Raw genomic sequence first — 20,150 nt, 5'->3', positions numbered from 1 at the left:
GTTGCAAACCAGCTTAAGGTGGTTATTGCGTCGGGGCTCACCTCTTCCCATTCCGAACAGAGAAGTTAAGCCCGACTGCGCAGATGGTACTGCAGTTATGTGGGAGAGTATGTCGCCGCCTTTTTTTTAGAAACCCTGTTCTAACGAACAGGGTTTTTTGTTTTTAAGCGGTTCGGCATTTGATATTAAGAGGAGAATGTCCAGTGGACATTCGGTTTTATGTCGCCGACTTTTTTTTAGAAAGCCCTTCACAAAGTGAAGGGCTTTCCTTTTTTATAAAAACCCTGTTCATTTATTTGGATAGGGTTTTTGTTTTATAGCGCGAGGGATGGGAATAATCTACCATGTAGTGCGGACAGCCCGACCCAAAGGGGCGCGCCCAAATTAAATACCGGTAAGCGGTGTTTGTTTGGCAAATCCGACAGTATCCCTATAAAGTTGTGGTGAGACATCGGCATTGGTCTTGAAAAATCGGCTAAAATAATGTTCGTCATCGTAACCTAACTCGTATGCAATTTCTTTTACGGCTTTGTTGGTTAGATACAATTCTCTCTTAGCTTCTATGATAATGCGCTCCGAGATTAAATCGGTTAGTGTTTTGTTGAAATAGGTTTTGGTGAGTTTGGCCAAGGCTTTCGCTGAAATATTCAAGTGATCGGCATAATGGCTTGGGGAATGTTTTGTTTTGAAATTTTCTTCTATGGCGTCTTTCAGATTTTGAAGAATGATAGGTTCTTTGGTATTAGGAATACCTGCCGTTTGCTCCTGTAATTGTTCTGTTTTGAGTCGGGATGCCGTAATCAAAAGAACCTTAAGATACGAAACAAGCAATTCGTATTGTGCCAGCTCCGGACGAATCATTTCACTTTTGATTTGCCCAATAATCAAATTTAAAGTAGCTGCAGTAGTGTCATCGATGTTGGTATAGGGCGGCTGATAGATATTGTTGAATAAAACGCCGTTGCAGGAAACTTCTTTTTGGTGCATGTGGATGCAATAAAAATCCGGGTGAAAGTGAATCGCAATGCCTTCGATGGTTTCGAGACTGCATATCATGAACGGCTGATAGGGTGAAAAGGCCAACAAAGTGTTTTCACTAAAATCATAAGCTGAAAAATCGGCTTTGATTTTTCCTGTTCCTTTTTTAACCCAAATAAGAGAGTAATAATTATTGCGCTGGATATGGTCAAAATGGTTGTTGTCTTCAAAATTAAAAACCTTGAAAGCTAAGTTTCCGTTTTGCGGATTGGTCAGCGTTAGTGCGTGTTGTGGAGATATCATATACAAATATATAATTTTTAGTATTGGCTTAAAGCAAAAAAGGCAGTCTAACTCGTGACTGCCTTTTTGATGTAGTAAAAGTTTATAATGCAGCAACTACCGGAAAATCAACTTCGGTATTGGCGGTATTGTTGAAATAGTTGGTCAAAACATTCAAAGCTACGTGCGCTATGGTTTCGGCAATTTCGGCATCGGTTACCCCGGCATTTTTGGTGTTATTGATATCCTGGTCATTTACGCGACCGTTTTTACTGATTAATACTTTGGCCAATGATAATATGGCTTGGGTTTTGCCATCAGTTGATTCTCCTAATCGGGCAGCTTCTAAAACTGAAGCGTCGGTTTTTAATAATTTTTCCCCGATAAAAGTATGGGCAGCCAAACAATAGTGGCAGTCATTGCTTTCGGAAACGGCTAAGGCAATCAGTTCGCCGGTGCGTCCGCCTAGTTTTCCCTTGGATAAGGCACCGCTTAGATTAAGATAGCCTTCTAATACGGCATCAGAGTTGCCCATGGTGCGCATCATATTAGGGACTAAACCTAATTTGCCTTGAACGGCATTGAATAATTCTTTTGTTTTTCCTGTTGCTGTGTCTGGATTTAAAGCTTGTAAACGTGTCATTTTTTTATGTTTTTAAGTTATGTCTTATTGACGGTACAAAGTTGCAACGGTTTCTCTTTTCAGGAAATGGAGGAATGACGCTTTGTGATGGACAATTTTCCCTGCGCAAAGGATGGGAGCAAATTACCGCGTAATGCGGACAGCCTGGTCTCGTTCTTGGAACGAGATGCGCCCATAAAAAAAACCACTCATAGGAGCGGGTTTTTTTTATATACGAAGCGTGTTATTTTTTCTCAATCCATTCTCTGGCATTGACAAAAGCTTCAATCCAAGGAGAAACTTCATCTTTTTTGCCATTTGGATAATGTGCCCAATGCCATGGAAACGCGGAACGCTCAATATGCGGCATCATCACCAAATGTCTTCCGGTAGTATCACACATCATGGCGGTGTTGTAATCGGAACCGTTTGGATTGGCAGGATAACCTTCGTATCCATATTTGGCAACAATGTTGTACTTACTTTCCTCGTAAGGCAATTTGAACTTACCTTCACCATGTGATACCCAAACACCAAGAGTCGTCCCGGCTAAAGTTTTCAGCATTACCGAATGGTTTTCCTGTACTTTTACCGAAGTGAATATACTTTCGTGTTTGGAGCTTTCATTGTGTTGCATTTTGCCATGGATTTCGTGCTCCGGATTGATCAATTCCAATTCCATGAACAATTGGCAACCGTTACAGATTCCAACCGATAAAGTGTCTTCTCTTTTGAAGAAGTTTTTCAACGCATTGTTGGCTTTTTCGTTGTATTTAAAAGCACCGGCCCAACCTTTGGCCGAACCCAAAACATCCGAATTAGAGAAACCACCAACGGCTCCAATAAATTGAATGTCTTCTAAGTTTTCTCTTCCCGAAATTAAATCGGTCATGTGAACATCTTTCACGTCAAAACCGGCCAAGTACATGGCGTTCGCCATTTCACGCTCGGAATTGCTTCCTTTTTCGCGGATGATGGCTGCTTTTGGTCGTGGTTTTGAATTATCAATCACCGGTTTTAACCCTGTAAAATGAGCAGGAAATTGATAATGTAATGGCTGACGGGCAAAATTTTCAAAACGTTCTAATGCTTTACCATTTTTGCTTTGTTTTTGATCGAGTAGGTAAGAGGTTTCAAACCAATCATCTCTTAAAGATGGAATGCTGAAAACAGTAAGTCCCGAATTATGGACTACTTCAAGCGTATCACTTTCAACCACAGTTCCCAATTTGAAATATTCTAATCCGCTTAATGCCTTTTCAAAGACAGCATCGTCTTTGGCCTGTAAAACCAAACCGATATTTTCAGCAAAAAGGATTTTAACGATATCATTTTCACTAAATGAATGAAACGAAATTTCCGCTCCTAAATTCACATCTGCAAAACACATTTCCAATAAAGTTGTAATCAAACCACCGCTTCCGATGTCATGTCCGGCCAATATTTGTCGGTCTTTGATTAAGTCTTGAACCGTGTTAAAAGCTTTTTTGAAGAAAGCCGCATCTTTGATGGTTGGGGTTTCCGAACCAATTTTATTTTGGGTTTGGGCAAATGAACTTCCGCCCAATTTGAAATCGTCTTGCGACAAATTGATATAATAAATGGAACCGCCTTTTCTTTGCAGAACAGGTTCCACTACTTTAGTAATATTGGAACAATTTCCGGCAGCAGAAATAATCACCGTTCCCGGCGCAATCACTTCGTCATTCGGGTATTTTTGTTTCATCGATAAGGAATCTTTTCCGGTTGGAATATTGATTCCCAATTCGATGGCAAAATCAGAACAAGCCTGAACTGCTTCGTATAAACGGGCATCTTCGCCTTCATTTTTACAAGCCCACATCCAGTTGGCTGACAGGGAAACGCTTTTTAAATTGTCTTTTAACGGCGCGAAAACAATATTTGACAACGCTTCGGCAATTGCATTTCTGCTTCCTGCTTTTGGGTCGATTAAGGCCGAAATAGGAGCGTGACCAATCGAAGTCGCAATGCCTTCTTTTCCGTTAAAATCCAAAGCCATCACACCCACATTATTCAATGGTAATTGTAATGGTCCGGCACATTGTTGTTTGGCAACGCGTCCGCCTACGCAACGGTCGACTTTATTGGTCAACCAGTCCTTACAGGCAACAGCTTCCAGTTTCAAAACGTCTCTTAAATAGTCCTGAAGATAAACTGCGCTATAGTCTAAATCGGTATAATTCCTTTTGATGGTTTTGTCCGCCATGATGGTTTTTGGCGAACTGCCAAACATGTCTTCCAAAGCGAAATCCATAGGCTTGTCACCTTTGGTTTGACTTTCAAAAGTAAAGCGTTTGTTATCGGTTACATCACCCACCTGATACATCGGAGAACGTTCTCTGTCGGCGATGCGTTGTAAAGTATCAATATCTTTTTGGCCAATCACCAACCCCATTCTTTCCTGGGATTCGTTACCAATGATCTCCTTTGCAGAGAGCGTTGGATCACCCACAGGCAATTTGTCTAAATCAATCAAACCACCGGTTTCTTCCACCAATTCGGAAAGACAGTTCAAATGGCCACCCGCACCGTGATCGTGAATGGAAACAATTGGATTGTTATCGCTTTCAACCAAACCACGAATGGCATTGGCCGCACGTTTTTGCATTTCAGGATTGGAACGTTGGATGGCATTTAGTTCAATTCCCGAACCAAAAGCACCGGTATCTGCCGAAGAAACGGCAGCGCCGCCCATTCCGATTCTATAATTTTCTCCACCAAGGATAACGATTTTGTCTCCGGCAGTTGGTTTCTTTTTGATCGATTGGTCTAATTTTCCGTAGCCAATGCCACCAGCCTGCATGATTACTTTGTCGTAGCCTAGCTTTCTATTCTCTTCTTCGTGTTCAAAGGTCAAAACCGAACCGGTAATTAGCGGTTGCCCAAATTTATTTCCAAAATCAGAAGCACCGTTAGATGCTTTGATTAAAATATCCATCGGGGTTTGATACAACCATTTTCTTTCCGGCATTCCATTGGTTTCATACGAACGGTCGGCCTTCAAACGGGAATAAGCCGTCATGTAAACCGCTGTTCCTGCCAATGGCAACGAACCTTGTCCGCCAGCTAATCTATCGCGAATTTCTCCACCCGAACCGGTAGCCGCACCATTAAATGGTTCAACAGTAGTTGGAAAGTTATGTGTTTCCGCTTTTAGTGAAATCACCGAATCAAATTCTTTGGTTTCGTAAAAATCAGGTTTGTCGGCGCTTTTTGGAGCGAACTGTGTCACTCTAGGACCTTTGACAAAAGCCACATTATCTTTATAAGCCGAAACAATATCGTTTGGATTTTCGGCGGATGTTTTTTTGATTAACTTGAAAAGTGAAGTTTCTTTTTCCTGACCATCAATTACAAAAGTTCCGTTGAAGATTTTATGACGGCAGTGCTCTGAGTTGGCTTGAGAAAAACCAAAAACTTCTGAATCGGTTAGTTTTCGACCAATTTTCTTCGCCACGCCATTCAGATATTCTACTTCTTCCGAACTCAATGCCAAACCTTCCTGTTTGTTATAAGCATCAATATCATCGATTTCCAGAATCGGTTCCGGTTGGATGTTGATGGTGAAAATATCCTGAGTTAGCTCGCTGTATTTCTGCGACAACATTGGATCAAAATCAGTAAAGTTTGTCGCAACTTTTTCGAATTCCTCAATTCTGATGATGCCTTCGATGCCCATATTTTGGGTTATTTCAACAGCATTCGTGCTCCAAGGCGTAACCATAGCGGCACGTGGACCAACAAAAAAATCCGTCAGGACGGATTTTTCTATTTTATGTGCGTTGTTAAAAAGCCAGTTTAATTTTGAGATAGTTTCTGCCGAAAGTTCGTTTTGCGCTTGCACGGCAAAAACGGTATTACTTTCGTTTCCGAAGAAATGAATCATTGTGTTGTTATTTTATTCCGCTGCGCTCCATACAATTCGGCTACGCCTCGGGTGTTAGTTGTTGTAGGTGCAAATTTAGGCTAAAAAAATGAAACCTAAAATTGGTTTGGAGAAATTAATCGGGAAAAATTTCATGCTGATAGGCACCCACATCGTACAAACCATTGGTTGGGATTCTGGTTATTCCCAAAATATCGGTCGGAACGCCAACATCATCACCAAAGTCACGAGCTAACGAGGCTTCACCAATATTCAATTTGTTATTTTGTACATCTAAAAAATCAGGATTTTCATTTCTTCTAATCTCAGGATTATTGAAAATCCAACTGTAAAGCGGATTGGTACTGCTTCCGAATTTGATTACACATTTGGTAAACGAATAATTGAAAGCAACTGAATCATTAGGATCCAGGGTCAACTCATAAGAGTTACTGCCATAAATGATACAGTTTTTAAAATCGGCTTGGTCTAAAGCAAAAGGGAAAGGTGTACCGGCTTCGTCTTTGTAATAATTGTTCAGTAAAACGGCCACTTGTCGTGAACTCGACCAGTTGTTGTTGAAGGTACAATGCTTGAATTCATAACTTCCGCCCAGCGTACAGGCAAGCGCTGCTTCTCCGGCATAGTTGATTACCAGGTTTTCACCGCTTATTTTTGCGGTTTTGGCATAAATTCCAATATTCGAACAGTTATAAATTTGGGTGTTTTTAATAGTGGTTGTTGTGCCGTCATTGTGGTCAATGAGCAAACCGACAACGGCGTTTTTAAGTGTCAAATGATTGATTTCATTATTGGTACTACCATCGGTCAGCCAAATCGTTCCCCATTGTCCCGGAACATCTGAAAAGTCCGGTTCCAAACGGTCGCCTTCAAAAATGACTTCGTTTTCCAAAGCTTCGGTTGTCGATAATTGACCGTTTATTTTTAAGGTTGCGCCATTGCCAACAATCAAACCTGAATCGGCGTGAAAATGGATTCGCGCTCCGGGTTGGACATTGAGCGTTTCGCCATTGGGCACTGCGCCATATCCATAGATGACATAAGGCTTGTCATTACCCCAAACATATTCATCGCCATTAACCGGATCACTATGGTCTAAATAAAATCCATACACTTCCTCATCGCCAATCGGCAAGGTTTCGGTAGTGCCATCGGCAAATTTTTTAGGATATAAAAAATAAGCATCCTGAATCAGCGTAACCAATTCCACTTTTTGGAAATTATCGCCACTGTCAAACTGAATTTGATCGGTATATAGGAAATCAGTAGGATTCGCAGAAGCCACATCAGAAGTCACTTCAATAAAGATGTACAAACTGTCTTTGGCCAATAATTCAACATTGTGGAAGATTCGGTTATTGTCACCAATCATTCCGTCAACGGTCATGCGGTATTTGGAAGCTTGGCCTCTTCCTAATTGTATCGTTGGAATCTTGATGTCTTTATCGCTTTTATTATATACTTTCAAAGAATAAGTACTCGAACCGATATTGGTAAATACGGTATCCAGATAAACAGTGTCTTTAGAGAAAGTCAGGTTGCCTGTGCTAGGTTCAAACTCAAAGTCTTCACGGCATGAACTCACGGAGATGGCTAAACCAACAATAAAAAGGATAATAATTTTGCGCATTGATATATGAATTTTTGTAAATGTAAGTATTAAAGTTTAATTTGAAAATAGGCCAATTTGAAAATTTGAAGATTGACTTTACTAATAACGATAAAAAAGGACTTTTAGTATTTTCATTTTTTAATTGGTGTTTTTGTTGTGGGAAATAAGTAGTAATTTTATAGTCTCAAAAAGAAGCTATGACATTTGATAAAGAAAAAGTACTCCAGTTATGCAATGAATGGTGTAACAACACTTTGATGCAAACCTTAGAGATAGAATACATCGATGCCGGAGAAGGATTTTTAACAGCCAAAATGCCGGTCAATTCCAGAGTACACCAACCGATGGGATTGTTACACGGCGGCGCAACGGTCGCTTTAGCGGAGAGCGTTGGCAGTGCGGCTTCGCTGATGTTTATCAATACAGACAAACAGGAAGTCCGCGGCATAGAAATTTCTGCCAATCATTTAAAAAGCAAACGCGAAGGAACGGTTTATTGTACCGCCAGAATCATTCACCAGGGCCGAAGCATTCACCTTTGGGAAATTAAAATCACCGATGAGAACGACAAACTCATCTCGCTTTGTAAGTTGACCAACATGATTTTACCCAGAAGATCATGACCGATTTATTCATCAAAGTCAGAACGCATTTGGGGCAGCAATTGCCTTTTGTACTCTATGCGAAACCCAATTCGGATAGAATGGTTGGTTTGTTCCAAAAAAATGACCATCTCTATTTTCTGGATGATTTTGCCGCCAAAGGTTTTGTTTTTGCGCCATTTGAGGCCGATTTGATTCCGTATATTCCTCAGAAAGAATCGGATGTTTATGTGGAAATGATTAACGTGAAAGATTATTTGGTTCCCAATAATATTTCGCCTGTCATTGATCAAACTGCTAAAATAGTCTTTGAAAACCTGGTACAAAGAGGCATTGATGCGATTAATAAAGGTGCTTTTGAAAAAGTGGTTTTATCCCGAAAAGAACAGGTTGATGTTCACCATTTCAATTTGGAGTTGGTTTTAAAAAAGCTCATTGCGTTTTATCCGACTGCGTTTAAATATTGTTTTTACCATCCCAAAATAGGAATGTGGATGGGTGCAACACCCGAACAATTCCTCAAAATCAACCAAAGATCATTACAAACCGTGGCTTTGGCCGGAACGCAAATTGCCACTAATGCTGAAACCGTTTCCTGGCATGAAAAGGAAATCGAAGAACAGCGTTTGGTGACCGAATTCATCACGACCGGTTTACAGGATAAAGTCAGTGAAATGACGGTTTCGAGTCCGTACTCGGTGAAAGCCGGGAATTTATGGCACATCAAAACCGATATTGCGGCGACGATTAAATCCAAAAAAGCCAAAGGGGAAATCATCACGGCATTACATCCAACATCTGCCGTTTGTGGCTTGCCCAAAGAAGCAGCCAGAGCCTTTATCCTCAAAAATGAAAGCTACGACCGCGAATATTATTCGGGTTTCCTAGGCGAATTGAATATCGATTTGGCGACATTTCGAACCGAACAATCCGATTTGTTTGTCAATTTGCGCTGTATGAAAATAATAGGCGATACGGCCGAATTGTTCATCGGTTGCGGTATTACCAAAGACAGCGTTCCTGAGGATGAATTTATGGAAACGGTGAATAAATCGATGACGATGAAAAAATCTATAGTGTAAGTTGTATTTTTGTCAACTCAAAGTATTTGAGATTAAGAGGAGGAAGCCCAGTGGGCTTCAGGTACACGAACTTTAGTTCGTAATATAATAATAGTAAAATATGAAACTAGATATACTTGCTTTTGGAGCACATCCCGATGACGTTGAATTAGGATGCTCCGGCACCATAGCCAAAGAAGTTTCCCTTGGGAAAAAAGTCGGCATTATCGATTTGACGCGTGGCGAACTCGGAACGCGTGGTTCGGTGGAAATTAGAAATAAGGAATCCAAACTGGCTGCCGAAATTTTAGGAATTTCAGTTCGTGAAAACCTCGACATGCGCGATGGATTTTTTGTCAATGATGAAGCACACCAAATGGAAATCATCAAACGCATCCGAAAATACAAACCCGAAATCGTAATCTGCAACGCTGTGGATGACCGTCATATCGATCATGGCAAAGGCAGCAAACTGGTTTCGGACGCCTGTTTCTTATCGGGATTGAGAAAGATTGAAACGACACACGAAGATGAAACCCAGGAAGCGTGGCGACCAAAAGTAGTCTATCATTATATCCAATGGAAAAACATCGAGCCCGATTTTGTGGTGGACATTACGGATTTTATCGATAAAAAAGAAGCGTCTATTTTGGCTTACAGCTCTCAGTTTTATTCTGAAAACTCCAACGAACCGGTAACACCGATTGCGACCAAAAACTTTTTGGAAAGCATTCACTATCGCTCTCAGGACTTCGGAAGATTGGTTGGTGTGGAATATGCCGAAGGTTTCACCGTTGAAAGGTATGTGGCTGTCAACAGCTTATCCGATTTGATTTAAAAAAGTAAAAAGAATGTTTGCAAGAGTTAACTTTTGCACTATATTTGCACTCGCAAAAGTAACTATACCTAGTTAGAAAGCTAAATGGTGATTGTAGCTCAGTTGGTTAGAGCGTCGGATTGTGGTTCCGAAGGTCGCGGGTTCGAGACCCGTCTTTCACCCAGAATTGTAAAGCCTCCAGTAATGGAGGCTTTTTTTGTTTGTATGCTTTCCTAAAACTATCCGGATTTTTTTATCTTTGAGAGGCAACTTGTTACAGTCTGTAAGTTAGCAGAGATTTTTAACCCAAACCGCAGAAAAGAATGGAGCAAGCGAAATTTATTCAAGACGAAAATATATTTCTCTTAATAGGTATAGAATTATTTCTTCTTGCACTGTTATATTGGTTCTATAGAAACTATAGAAAAGTTAAAGAAAGAGATTATGATAACAGTTCTGAAGATTATTCATATCTATATAATAGAAGCTTTTCGTGGCGATTATATTTAATTACGGGAGTGGTTTTTATAATAATAACATGCGAATTAATCAAAAGGCTAATAAATACTCTTCATTAAAGACCTCTGTCAACAACCGTTTGACTCTATAGCCAGTTTGGTTTTACCATTCCGAAATTACTAAGTTCAAGTGCTAACAAAAAACTATAATATGAAAATACAAGATCAAATCTTAGCCTATATCAAGAGCCAGCCAGAGTCGAAGTGCAGCGACATGGAAGCCTTGCATCGTATCATTCAGGAAATACAACCAGACTGTAAATTGTGGTTTTTGGATGGTAAAAATGAGGAAGGCAAAACGGTTTCCAATCCGAATATCGGCTATGGATTTTACACTATAAAATATGCAGATGGAAAAACCAGGGAGTTTTATCAAATTGGTTTGAGCGCCAACACCACCGGGATTTCGGTTTATATCATGGGAATCGAGGATAAGGCTTATTTGGCCAATACCTATGGAAAAAATTTAGGCAAAGCGAGCGTAACCGGCTATTGCATTAAGTTCAAAGCCCTGAAGGATATCAATCTCGAAATACTCAAAGCGGCCATAAAAGATAGGTTTGAGCGAGAACTATAATTGCATAAAAAGCCTCTGGGAATAGAGGCTTTTTTGTTTTTATAGTTTTACTTTTATATTCTTTGGGTCGTAGACTTTTTCTTTGTCCCAAATTTCATCCAGATAATTTGTGTTTGCTATGATTATGGCATCCAGCTTTAATTTTTCGGCAATATTATCTTCATTAAGATTATCTTTTAAAGACGCTTTTGTAATCACTACCAGTATTTCATTGTTTGGAGAATCCAATTCATAACAATTGAAAGTAATGACATCGGTTTTGGTTGTAAAACTTCCACGTGCTCTGTAAGTAAATCCATTGCTGCCAAAAGTATTTCGGATGTCCTGTAAGGAAGTTGAGCCAAATTCGAAATCAGTAAATAGTGGTTTTTTGCTTTTTGAATCCTGTAGCCAGTCATTTTCCATATAAACGACCCTTTTATCACTAGTTGTAACAGAAAAATCATTGTTGTTTTCGGTTCGGTACTTTGTGATATTGTCTTCTTTGGCGATGACTTCTAATTTGATTTTTTTTAATGAACTTTCTGCATCTCCGATTTTTACACCATACATGGAAATGTCAGGTGAAATCAAAAGACTTGTTGATAAAAGTAAATACCCAAGAGTTGCTTTCATATTGTTGTTTTATTACTCATCTTTTTTATCCACCACCAATTTCTTATCCCTATTGGCAATTTCCCAGGCAATGGCAAAGGCATATTGCGTGCGTTTGGTCAGTGCATCAAATTCTATTTTGCTTACTTCATCACCCGGTTTGTGGTAATCGGCATGCGTTCCATTGAACAGGAATACCGATGGAATGCCGTTTTTGGCAAAGTTGTAATGGTCGGAACGATAGTAAAAACGGTTTGGGTCTTTTTTGTCGTTGTATTTGTAATCAATGGTCAGTTGGGTGAATTCCTTATTGGCGTTTTCGCAGATGTTGTACAAATCGGAAGATAAATAATCGGAACCAATCACATACACATAGTTGTTACTGTCTTTGTGAAAATCATCGCGGCGTCCAATCATATCGATATTGACATCGGCTACGGTATTCTTTAACGGAAACAAAGGGTTTTCCGAATAAAAACGCGAACCGTGCAAACCGTGTTCTTCACCGGTTACGTGAAGAATCAAGATGGAACGCTTTGGACCGTGGCCTTCATTTTTGGCTTTTTGAAAAGCGGCTGCGATTTCCATAATGGCTACTGTTCCCGAACCGTCATCATCGGCACCGTTATAGATTTCGCCTCTTTTGATGCCCACATGGTCATAATGCGCCGAAATCACCACGATTTCCTCCGGCTTTTCAGAACCTTCGATAAAGGCCCAAATGTTCTCTGAGTCGCCCAGGTTTTCATTGTATTTTTCATTCAGATAGGCAGCAGGAATCGGCTGGTAATAATCTTTGGCGCCGGTTGGAAAAGCAATCCCGTTTCTTTTGTAGAAATCAATCATGAATTTCCCGGCTTTTTTTTGTCCTTCGCTGCCGGTTTCACGACCTTCAGTCTCGTCGGAAGCAATATAGGTCAGATTGGTGCGCAGGCTTTCTGTTGAAATAGCACTGAGATCAGGTCTTGCATAAGCTTTGCCAGCACTCGATTTTTGGGCACTGCAACTGGTAAAGAACATGATGAGCAGCGATAGTGTGATTATTTTTTTTGTCATGATTTCAGAATTTAATGAATATTGATAAAAGTATAAAGCATAAAAGCAGTCAACATGAATGTTATCAAAATAACATTAATCAAGAACATTGCCATACTTTTTAGAAGTGATATAAATCGTGTTTCGCCATAAAAACGATGGTGAGCCGGAAAGAAATAATAAAACATCCAAATATAACCGGCCGCATTGACCACAAAGGAAATGACACTGGTGAAAGTATTGTCAACAAAGCAACCCATAATTTTCCTAAAGATGAAAAGCAATAATGCTGACAACAATAAAAACGAAAAATAATGCAGTGTAAATATACCGTGATCAAAATAATACCAACGTCTTTTGCCATGGAACAGCCACAGGACAAGAGCAAACAACGGCATATAGATAAACAGGACTTTCGGGAAATTGCGCTTGGCTTCCTCTAGGAACTTAGTCAGTATTTCCCGTTGGGTATATTTGGCCTTTATCGCCAGTGTCCTTTTGGTAATATCATATTCCCAATCGGATAATCTTTCGGCTGCAGGCCCATATTTTTGCATCGAATCCAACTCTCTCTGGTTGTCATAGCCAAAATACAGGAAATCCTTGTTTTGTTCTGCATTGGTAAGTTTCTTTTCCCTTTGCTCTTTTTCTCTTGCTTTGATAAGGTCGGCCATTTTTATTTTCGTTTTAGAAATCAGGCTGTCCTTAACACCGCCATGGCCATCTGGCACTTGGATAGTCTGGGTTTGATTCAGGTCTATCAAGTCATCGCTGTCGCCAATATCATTGGGGAAAAGAAAAAGAAGAAAGAAAGTCACAAAACTGATAAAAATGTACAAACGCACCGGAGCCAAATAGGAGAGGCGTTTCCCCGAAAGATATTCTTTGGTCAGCGAAGCCGGTTTGAAATATAAGTTCCTGATGGTTTTCCAAAAGGCATTTTCATAATGCGTTAAGTCTTCGAAAAAGTGTACAAAAAGGTGGTGAAATGTTTTTCGGGTATCGGTGTTTTCCTGTCCGCAATTGGGACAGAATCTATTTTCAACAACGTAACGACAGTTTAAGCACGTTTTATCATTTCTCAGCGAACTCTTGGACATAACTTTGTAATAAAAATCAATACGTAAATCTATAAAATTATTTCTATTTTTGGGAAACAAAATCCAAAACCATGCAATCTAAAGCAACCACTACAGAAGACTATATCAATGAATTGCCTGAAGACAGAAAAATGGTCATTGAAAAATTGCGAAAAGCCATACTCGATAATCTGCCGGAAGGCTTTAAGGAAGGCATAGGTTATGGCATGCTTTGCTATTCGGTACCACATAGCATTTACCCAAAAGGCTATCATTGTGATCCTAAATTGCCATTGCCATTTATGTCGGTTGCCTCACAAAAAGGCTTTGTGGCGCTCTACCATATGGGCATTTATGCCAATCCGGCGTTGCATGATTGGTTTGTTTCCGAATATGCCAAGCATTGCAAATATAAATTAGACATGGGGAAAAGTTGTATTCGTTTCAAAAAAATGGATGACATTCCCTATGAATTGATTGCAGAATTGACCCGAAAAGTCTCTGTCGACAATTGGATTAAAACCTACGAATCCGCTTTTAATAAATAAGTAATGATTGTTATTGAAAATAACACCGACCCGAATTTTACGGATGTCATAGCCATTGCCAAGGAAGTTTGGCCTAAAACCTACGGTTCAATTTTGAGCAAAGCCCAATTCGATTATATGATGGATATGATGTACAGCAAAGCCTCACTTCAGGAGCAGGCGAATGAAAAGCAACATCATTTTATTTTGGCCAAAGAAAGCGATATTCCGGTTGGTTTTGCGTCTTATGAGTTTGATTGCAATGCCACGAATAAGACCAAGATCCATAAAATTTATATACTCTCAACCCAACAGGGAAAAGGCATTGGAAAAGTTTTATTGGATTATATTACGATTCAGGCCAAAATCCAGGACAATACCGCTGTATTCCTGAATGTCAATAAATACAATCCTGCTCTGCATTTCTATCAGAGATTAGGGTTTGACATCGTTAAGGAAGAAGTGATTGATATTGGACGAGGTTATATCATGGATGATTATGTGATGGAAAAACCGATACTTAAAAAACAGCTAAATGGAGTTTCTGAAAAAAATAAACAGCAAGGCAAAAACCGATAGTAATACCGGATTTGGTGCCAATGCTACCAGTTATGGCGGCCGGTTTATTACCAAAAGCGGTAACGCCAATGTCAAGAAAACCGGGATTGGTTTCTTTGACAGCATCAGTTGGTACCACACGATGGTGAATATTCCACGCTGGAAATTCATGTTGATCATTGTGTTGTTTTACTTTGTGGTCAATTTCTGTTTTGCCAGTATTTATTATGTGATTGGAGTAGAGCATTTGAAAGGAATAGAAGCTTCGACGGCTTGGGATAAATTTGGACAGACTTTTTTCTTTAGCATCCAAACCTATACGACTGTAGGTTATGGCCACATCAGTCCGAGCGGCTTTTTGACAAGTTTTGTGGCGGCAGTTGAAGCTTTATTTGGTTTGCTGAGTTTTGCCATAGCTACCGGTTTGTTCTATGGAAGATTCAGTATGCCAAAAGCTTTTTTAATGTTCTCGGAAAATGCGTTGATCGCACCGTTTGGTAAAGGAACCGGACTGATGATTCGTTTGACACCTTTTAAAAATACCAATCTGACCGATGCGGAAGCCAAAATGACATTGGGAATGACCATTGAGGAAAACGGAAAGTTGGTCAATAAATTTTATAACCTCGATTTGGAATTGTCCAAGATCAACGCTTTGACTTTGAGTTGGACTTTAGTGCATCCGATAACAGAAAGCAGTCCGTTTTATAATTTAACCGAAGAGGATTTTAAAAATACCAATGGAGAAATTCTGGTTTATCTAAAAGTATTTGACGATATGTTCAGTACGACTGTGGTGAAACGAACTTCTTATTCCTTTAACGAAGTGGTTTTTGGTGCCAAATTCCTGCCGATGTTTTCCAGAAGCAGTGATGACAACCGAACCGTTTTGCACATAGACAAATTAAATGCCTTTGAAAAAGTTGCTTTATAAAAAAATCCCCCGAGTAATCAGGGGATTTTTTTATTTAAGCGTAACGTCTAAAGTTACGGCGACTTTCTTGGTCAGTTTCTTACTGACTACACTTGGGATTTCTATATCGAAATCATCGGTGTTGACAGAAAAATTAGAGTCAATTTCAACTCCGGCATCCGATTTCTTTATTTTGGCAGTTACGGTGATGTCTTTCGTTTTCCCATGGAGTTCCAGTTTCCCTTTGATGGTATAGTCTTTGGCTGTTGCGGTCAATTTTGCCAAGTCAAAATTATCTATTTTTCCTTTGAAGGTGGCTTTGGGATATTTATCACTTTCAACATAGTTTTCATTGAAGTGTTCTTCCATCAAAGCTACCTTAAAGCGAAATCCTTTCATCAAGGCTAAGCTTGCGATTTCTCCGGTATCGGCATTCAAAATACAGGTTACGGCGTCATTTTTGGCTTTCACTTCCTCAAACGCGGGCACTGAAGCTTCAAAAGTTACTTTTCCGGTTTTGGTAATTAGTTTCTGTGCAAAATTTTGCGTCGAGACTAATAAAAGGCTAAAAAACAATATCTTTTTCATAATTAATGTTTATTCGATTAATCCATTATTTGCCCAGGCCTGAACCTTATCGATAACAGCTTGCGGTAAGCGCGTTCCGCCGTTTGGCATCATGCCCGGTGCGCCTTGTGTTCTGGAAATTCGGTCTAATAAGCCTCTGTTCAGAACCGCTTGCTTCACATTTTCGTATGTGGTTAATGACATTGGTGCTCCATTTATTGGCGTTGCTGCGTGGCAACTAATACAGTTGTTGTCAATGATGGCTTTTACTGTATTCGTATAAGTAACTTCATCGAGATCAATGTTGCCTGATAAATCATCAGAGGAATCATTTGTACAGCTACTGACAAGAACTGTGCCGAGAACAAATGATGAAATTAAAATGAAATGCTTTTTCATAATTTTAGTTTTTTTCAATAAAAATAATAAAAAAAATGGCTTAAGTTTACATAGTATAATTCTAAATTAACGTTAATATGAAGAAAAAGGTTTTCATTTTGGTAATTATTTTAGTTGTAGTAGGGTTTGGGGTTTATAAATACGTATATCAGGAGCATCGAGATATTGCGACAGAAGATGCTTCCTTTACAACTACCGTGCAAGAGGTTTTTGGCGCATTTAAAACCAATGAAGGCACTGCGAATGCTAAATATTCTAATAAAACGTTAGTCATCAAAGGTAAAATATCTGAGATAGATTTCGAAGCCAATATTATAACTGTGGATGAAAATCTTTCCGCAACATTTACTGATAAACTCTCCCAAGACAGTAAAGTAGGGGATTCAATTACTTTAAAAGGACGACTGGTAGGATATGACGGTGATATAATGAATCAAATTCAAATGGACCAGTGTACCAAAGTAGAATAATAGTCACGCTAAAAATTGTTATGTTCAATAAAATTGTAATTAAGCCATGAAAAAAGTATTATTATTGTTATTACTTCCTTTGGGTATGTTTGCCCAGGATGATTTGTTAAATGAAATTGACAAAGACAGCGCTAGAACCAAAAAAGATAAAGTCGAAGCGGCGTTTAAAGGTTTAAAGATTGTTAATATCGAATCTACCAAGCTGGCGGCCAAAGGTGATTTGTATTTTATTGTTGCCCACCGATTTGGTTCAATTAAAGACGGTTTCGAAGGTTTTTATGGATTGGATAATGCGGTAACCCAACTGAAATTTGTTTATGGTGTTACCGATTGGTTGACTGTTAGTGCTGCACGTAGCGAACCGGCTTATGACTTTTCGGGTAAATTTTTGGTCAAATCCCAGGAAAAAAATGGTTTTCCGGTAGCCATTGCCGCTTTCACCAGTTTGGCAATAGACAACACTTTAAAAGAAAGTATTTACCCTGAGATGAAATTCGAAAACAGACTGGCTTATGTTGCCCAATTGTTGGTGTCCAGAAAAGTGAATACTAATTTGTCTTTGGAATTGGCACCAACATTTTACCATGAGAATTTTGTAATTGATGACAATCAGGACAATAGTCAATATGCCATTGCAATGGGTGGAAGATACAAATTTGCCAAAAGATGGTCGGTTAATCTGGATTATGCAGCCAATCTGAACAGATCGGATACCTCACCGTTTCGCACAGACCCTTTATCAATCGGAGTTGATTTAGAAACCGGAGGTCACGTTTTCCAAATGCACTTTAGTAATTCTCAAGGCATTCATGAAACAGGTTTCTTAGGACATTCTACCGGTGATTGGATGAGAGGCGATATCTTCTTCGGATTCAATCTGCTGAGGGTTTTTTAAAACCAATTTGATATAAAACAAAAAGTCCCGATTCAATCGGGACTTTTTTTATGCATAAAAGAATAGGGGTTATTCCTTAACAAATTTTTGAGAGTAATCTTTTCCTTGGTCGTCTGTCAACATCAGGATGTAAGTACCGGTAGCCAATTGGTCAACCACAATGGTTTGATTTTGAACGGCTGATTGTTGAACCATTCTGCCGTTTAAGTCAAATATGGTAGCTGCTTTAAATTCAACCGGATTAGCGGTATTTAGAGCAATGTTGATGTTGCTTTTCACAGGGTTTGGATACACTGTAAATACAGAGTTTTCAAATGCATTGCTGGCTAAAGAAGCACCTTCTACTATAAATAAAGTTTGGTTTGGCGTAACATTGTTGTAAGTATCAACAATACCTGAAGGCCATCTTACAATTACCTGGTTGATAGCAGTTGCAGTTCCGATACCGAAATGAACATTTAGTGAACTCATGTATCTGAATCCTTCACCACTACGTACATCTCTGATTTGTTTACCCCAAGTACCATAAATCTCAACTCTGGCGCCAATTCCGTTTCTGTTACTTTGAATCCCTTGGAACGCTACTTTAAGCCAATTGTTTCCATTTGGAACTGCATAACGAATCGTATTGTTGTTTAAGATATCAAGGAAACCATCATTGTTTAAGTCACCTACAGAACCAACAGTAATTCCTGAATAAGTTACAGGAGCAAAAACGTTATTTCCTTGGTTGAACATGATTTTGTTGCCACCGCCTAAAACGTCAACACGACCATCATTGTCAAAATCATAAGCTATGTTGTCAATATTGGTAGACGCATTGGCATCCCATCCTGATCCTGTGGTTATGTTGGTAAACGCACTTAAAGTATTTGTAGTTTCAAAATTGTTTCTAAAAAACTTGTGGGTTCCTGAACTTGCGGTAATGATAATATCCATATCGCCATCATTGTCAAAATCAGCAATACCTGAAGACCAAGTTTGGATAGGTGTAATATTTACACCTGTTATGGCAGAAACATTGGTATATACATTTCCTCCGTCATATCTGAACATTTGACACGGTGGTCCTGAACATTTTGAAATGAATACATCGGTATCACCATCATTGTCAAAATCGGTAAACAAAGTAGAATAATTTCCACCTCCTGAACTCAAATTCATTGATCCAGCAGTAGTGTTTGATTGGTAATAAGTCAAATTGCCCGCACCATCGTTCAGATAATATACATTAGGTGCAATATCATGACAAGAAAATAAATCTAAGTTCCCATCCTTGTTAAGGTCAGCAAAATTGGTTCTTTGGCAGAAAATATATTCCCCGGGTGTAATGCTGGTATATCCTGTTCCGCCATTTGATCTCCAAATTGAGATACCGCCATTGCTTCCTAAAATCAAATCATTAAAACCATCACGGTTATAGTCACCGGCAGCCAAACTCCAGGTAGGCATTAAACTGGTTCCTGTAATTGGGAAATCCGTTACGGTTAATGATCCTCCTGCACCTTGGTTGTGAATTCTTAAATTGTTGTTGCTTACCCCGGCGATATCATCCAGGTGGTCACCATTCATATCGGCTACACAAATATTATAACCACTATTGATTGAAGCAACAGTTTGTAAAGTATAAGTAACAGGTGTAACGGGTGGTACTACAACAGCCGCTTCACTCAGTTGAAAAGTAAAGCCAACATTTTGAGCATTTGACAACCATCGGTTATCCCAGGCAATATAGTATGTTGTCCCTGCAGTTACGTTAAAAACATCAATTGATGAATAGTTAAGACCACTATCATCATCTCCACCAAAACAAGTTAAGCTAAAACAATTTGCCCCGGTATAAACGTGGAAACGTGTGTCAACTCTGGGATTGTTCTGAGCGATGTCTGAGGAGATAGTCACAGTGTAGTTTTGGGTAGGCGTATAGGCATACCATTCTCCACCCGGAATGCGGCCACCTGCAGTATCGACTGCATCACCACCTTCACAAGGTGTAGGAACTGCCCCGTTAATAGGCCCAACCACGTGGAAACCTGCAGTAATAGCTACTGCCGAACTACAACTGTCTTGCGCTTTTGTGAACTGAGCCACAAAAAGCAAGGCAATAATAAGAGTAATTTTTTTCATTATTAATAGT

Annotated in this window: 19 protein-coding genes, 1 tRNA gene and 1 rRNA gene; 11 read left to right on the top strand and 10 right to left on the bottom strand. The window is 39.4% G+C overall.

Features of this window, described 5'->3' with window-relative positions; all coding sequences use genetic code 11:
• Positions 1-14 precede the first annotated feature (14 nt).
• Positions 15-124: ribosomal RNA gene (rrf, locus tag P1K33_RS13115) — 5S ribosomal RNA — on the top strand.
• A gap of 260 nt (positions 125-384) precedes the next feature.
• Here rrf and P1K33_RS13110 read toward each other — a convergent pair.
• The 4 genes from P1K33_RS13110 to P1K33_RS13095 all read right to left on the bottom strand — a co-directional run bounded on the left by P1K33_RS13110 (position 385) and on the right by P1K33_RS13095 (position 7,419).
• Positions 385-1,281, bottom strand: a complete 897-nt coding sequence (locus tag P1K33_RS13110) for a helix-turn-helix domain-containing protein (protein WP_284653441.1) — start codon at positions 1,279-1,281, stop codon at positions 385-387.
• Between the two features lie 82 nt (positions 1,282-1,363).
• A complete protein-coding gene (locus P1K33_RS13105) occupies positions 1,364-1,903 on the bottom strand; it encodes a carboxymuconolactone decarboxylase family protein (protein ID WP_284653440.1) in 540 nt (179 codons plus the stop codon).
• Between the two features lie 223 nt (positions 1,904-2,126).
• Entirely contained in the window at positions 2,127-5,789 is a 3,663-nt protein-coding gene (purL, locus tag P1K33_RS13100) for a phosphoribosylformylglycinamidine synthase (RefSeq protein WP_284653439.1), read from the bottom strand.
• 115 nt (positions 5,790-5,904) lie between these two features.
• A complete protein-coding gene (locus P1K33_RS13095; protein WP_284653438.1) occupies positions 5,905-7,419 on the bottom strand; it encodes a hypothetical protein in 1,515 nt (504 codons plus the stop codon).
• Positions 7,420-7,598: 179 nt separating this feature from the next.
• On the opposite strand from P1K33_RS13095, the gene P1K33_RS13090 reads away from it, so the two are divergent.
• From P1K33_RS13090 to P1K33_RS13070, 5 genes are all read left to right on the top strand, one after another.
• Complete coding sequence (locus P1K33_RS13090) at positions 7,599-8,024, top strand: PaaI family thioesterase (RefSeq protein WP_284653437.1); 426 nt, start codon at positions 7,599-7,601, stop codon at positions 8,022-8,024.
• Entirely contained in the window at positions 8,021-9,085 is a 1,065-nt protein-coding gene (locus tag P1K33_RS13085) for a chorismate-binding protein (protein WP_284653436.1), read from the top strand. The genes P1K33_RS13090 and P1K33_RS13085 overlap by 4 nt, the downstream gene beginning before the upstream one ends.
• A gap of 100 nt (positions 9,086-9,185) precedes the next feature.
• A complete protein-coding gene (gene bshB1, locus P1K33_RS13080; protein ID WP_284653435.1) occupies positions 9,186-9,902 on the top strand; it encodes a bacillithiol biosynthesis deacetylase BshB1 in 717 nt (238 codons plus the stop codon).
• Between the two features lie 86 nt (positions 9,903-9,988).
• Positions 9,989-10,064, top strand: a tRNA-His gene (locus P1K33_RS13075).
• Positions 10,065-10,550: 486 nt separating this feature from the next.
• The gene (locus tag P1K33_RS13070; protein ID WP_284653434.1) at positions 10,551-10,976 is read left to right on the top strand and encodes a DUF1801 domain-containing protein; all 426 of its coding nucleotides are present in this window, start codon (positions 10,551-10,553) and stop codon (positions 10,974-10,976) included.
• Between the two features lie 39 nt (positions 10,977-11,015).
• On the opposite strand, the gene P1K33_RS13065 is transcribed toward P1K33_RS13070, so the two are convergent.
• The 3 genes from P1K33_RS13065 to P1K33_RS13055 are packed head-to-tail and all read right to left on the bottom strand — an operon-like array spanning position 11,016 to position 13,705.
• Entirely contained in the window at positions 11,016-11,591 is a 576-nt protein-coding gene (locus P1K33_RS13065) for a hypothetical protein (RefSeq protein ID WP_284653433.1), read from the bottom strand.
• A 12-nt stretch (positions 11,592-11,603) separates the two neighbouring features.
• Positions 11,604-12,626, bottom strand: coding sequence for a M28 family metallopeptidase (locus P1K33_RS13060; protein WP_284653432.1), 1,023 nt, complete (start codon positions 12,624-12,626; stop codon positions 11,604-11,606).
• Positions 12,627-12,637: 11 nt separating this feature from the next.
• Positions 12,638-13,705: a DUF3667 domain-containing protein gene (locus tag P1K33_RS13055; RefSeq protein WP_284653431.1), complete on the bottom strand. Its 1,068-nt coding sequence runs from the start codon at positions 13,703-13,705 to the stop codon at positions 12,638-12,640.
• A 71-nt stretch (positions 13,706-13,776) separates the two neighbouring features.
• Here P1K33_RS13055 and P1K33_RS13050 point away from each other — a divergent pair, with 71 nt between their 5' ends.
• From P1K33_RS13050 to P1K33_RS13040, 3 genes are read left to right on the top strand one after another with little or no spacing between them, the layout of a single operon-like run.
• A complete protein-coding gene (locus tag P1K33_RS13050; protein WP_284653430.1) occupies positions 13,777-14,232 on the top strand; it encodes a DUF1801 domain-containing protein in 456 nt (151 codons plus the stop codon).
• Between the two features lie 3 nt (positions 14,233-14,235).
• The gene (locus P1K33_RS13045) at positions 14,236-14,790 is read left to right on the top strand and encodes a GNAT family N-acetyltransferase (protein ID WP_284653429.1); all 555 of its coding nucleotides are present in this window, start codon (positions 14,236-14,238) and stop codon (positions 14,788-14,790) included.
• The gene (locus tag P1K33_RS13040; protein ID WP_284653428.1) at positions 14,747-15,703 is read left to right on the top strand and encodes an ion channel; all 957 of its coding nucleotides are present in this window, start codon (positions 14,747-14,749) and stop codon (positions 15,701-15,703) included. Before P1K33_RS13045 ends, P1K33_RS13040 begins: the two co-directional genes overlap by 44 nt.
• Positions 15,704-15,733: 30 nt before the next feature.
• Here P1K33_RS13040 and P1K33_RS13035 read toward each other — a convergent pair whose 3' ends face one another.
• Both P1K33_RS13035 and P1K33_RS13030 read right to left on the bottom strand, forming a co-directional pair.
• The gene (locus tag P1K33_RS13035) at positions 15,734-16,270 is read right to left on the bottom strand and encodes a YceI family protein (RefSeq protein ID WP_284653427.1); all 537 of its coding nucleotides are present in this window, start codon (positions 16,268-16,270) and stop codon (positions 15,734-15,736) included.
• A gap of 9 nt (positions 16,271-16,279) precedes the next feature.
• A complete protein-coding gene (locus tag P1K33_RS13030; protein ID WP_284653426.1) occupies positions 16,280-16,648 on the bottom strand; it encodes a hypothetical protein in 369 nt (122 codons plus the stop codon).
• A 77-nt stretch (positions 16,649-16,725) separates the two neighbouring features.
• On the opposite strand from P1K33_RS13030, the gene P1K33_RS13025 reads away from it, so the two are divergent.
• On the top strand, positions 16,726-17,118 hold the full coding sequence (locus P1K33_RS13025; protein WP_284653425.1) for an OB-fold protein: 393 nt from the start codon (positions 16,726-16,728) through the stop codon (positions 17,116-17,118).
• Positions 17,119-17,164: 46 nt separating this feature from the next.
• The gene (locus P1K33_RS13020) at positions 17,165-18,013 is read left to right on the top strand and encodes a DUF5777 family beta-barrel protein (RefSeq protein WP_284653424.1); all 849 of its coding nucleotides are present in this window, start codon (positions 17,165-17,167) and stop codon (positions 18,011-18,013) included.
• A gap of 69 nt (positions 18,014-18,082) precedes the next feature.
• Here P1K33_RS13020 and P1K33_RS13015 read toward each other — a convergent pair whose 3' ends face one another.
• On the bottom strand, positions 18,083-20,140 hold the full coding sequence (locus P1K33_RS13015; protein ID WP_284653423.1) for an FG-GAP-like repeat-containing protein: 2,058 nt from the start codon (positions 20,138-20,140) through the stop codon (positions 18,083-18,085).
• Positions 20,141-20,150 lie beyond the last annotated feature (10 nt).

This window comes from Flavobacterium terrisoli (genome assembly GCF_030167905.1).
GTDB classification, from domain to species: Bacteria; Bacteroidota; Bacteroidia; order Flavobacteriales; family Flavobacteriaceae; genus Flavobacterium; species Flavobacterium terrisoli.
Note: the sequence above shows the minus strand (reverse complement) of the source record. Positions and strands in the feature narration are given on the sequence as shown.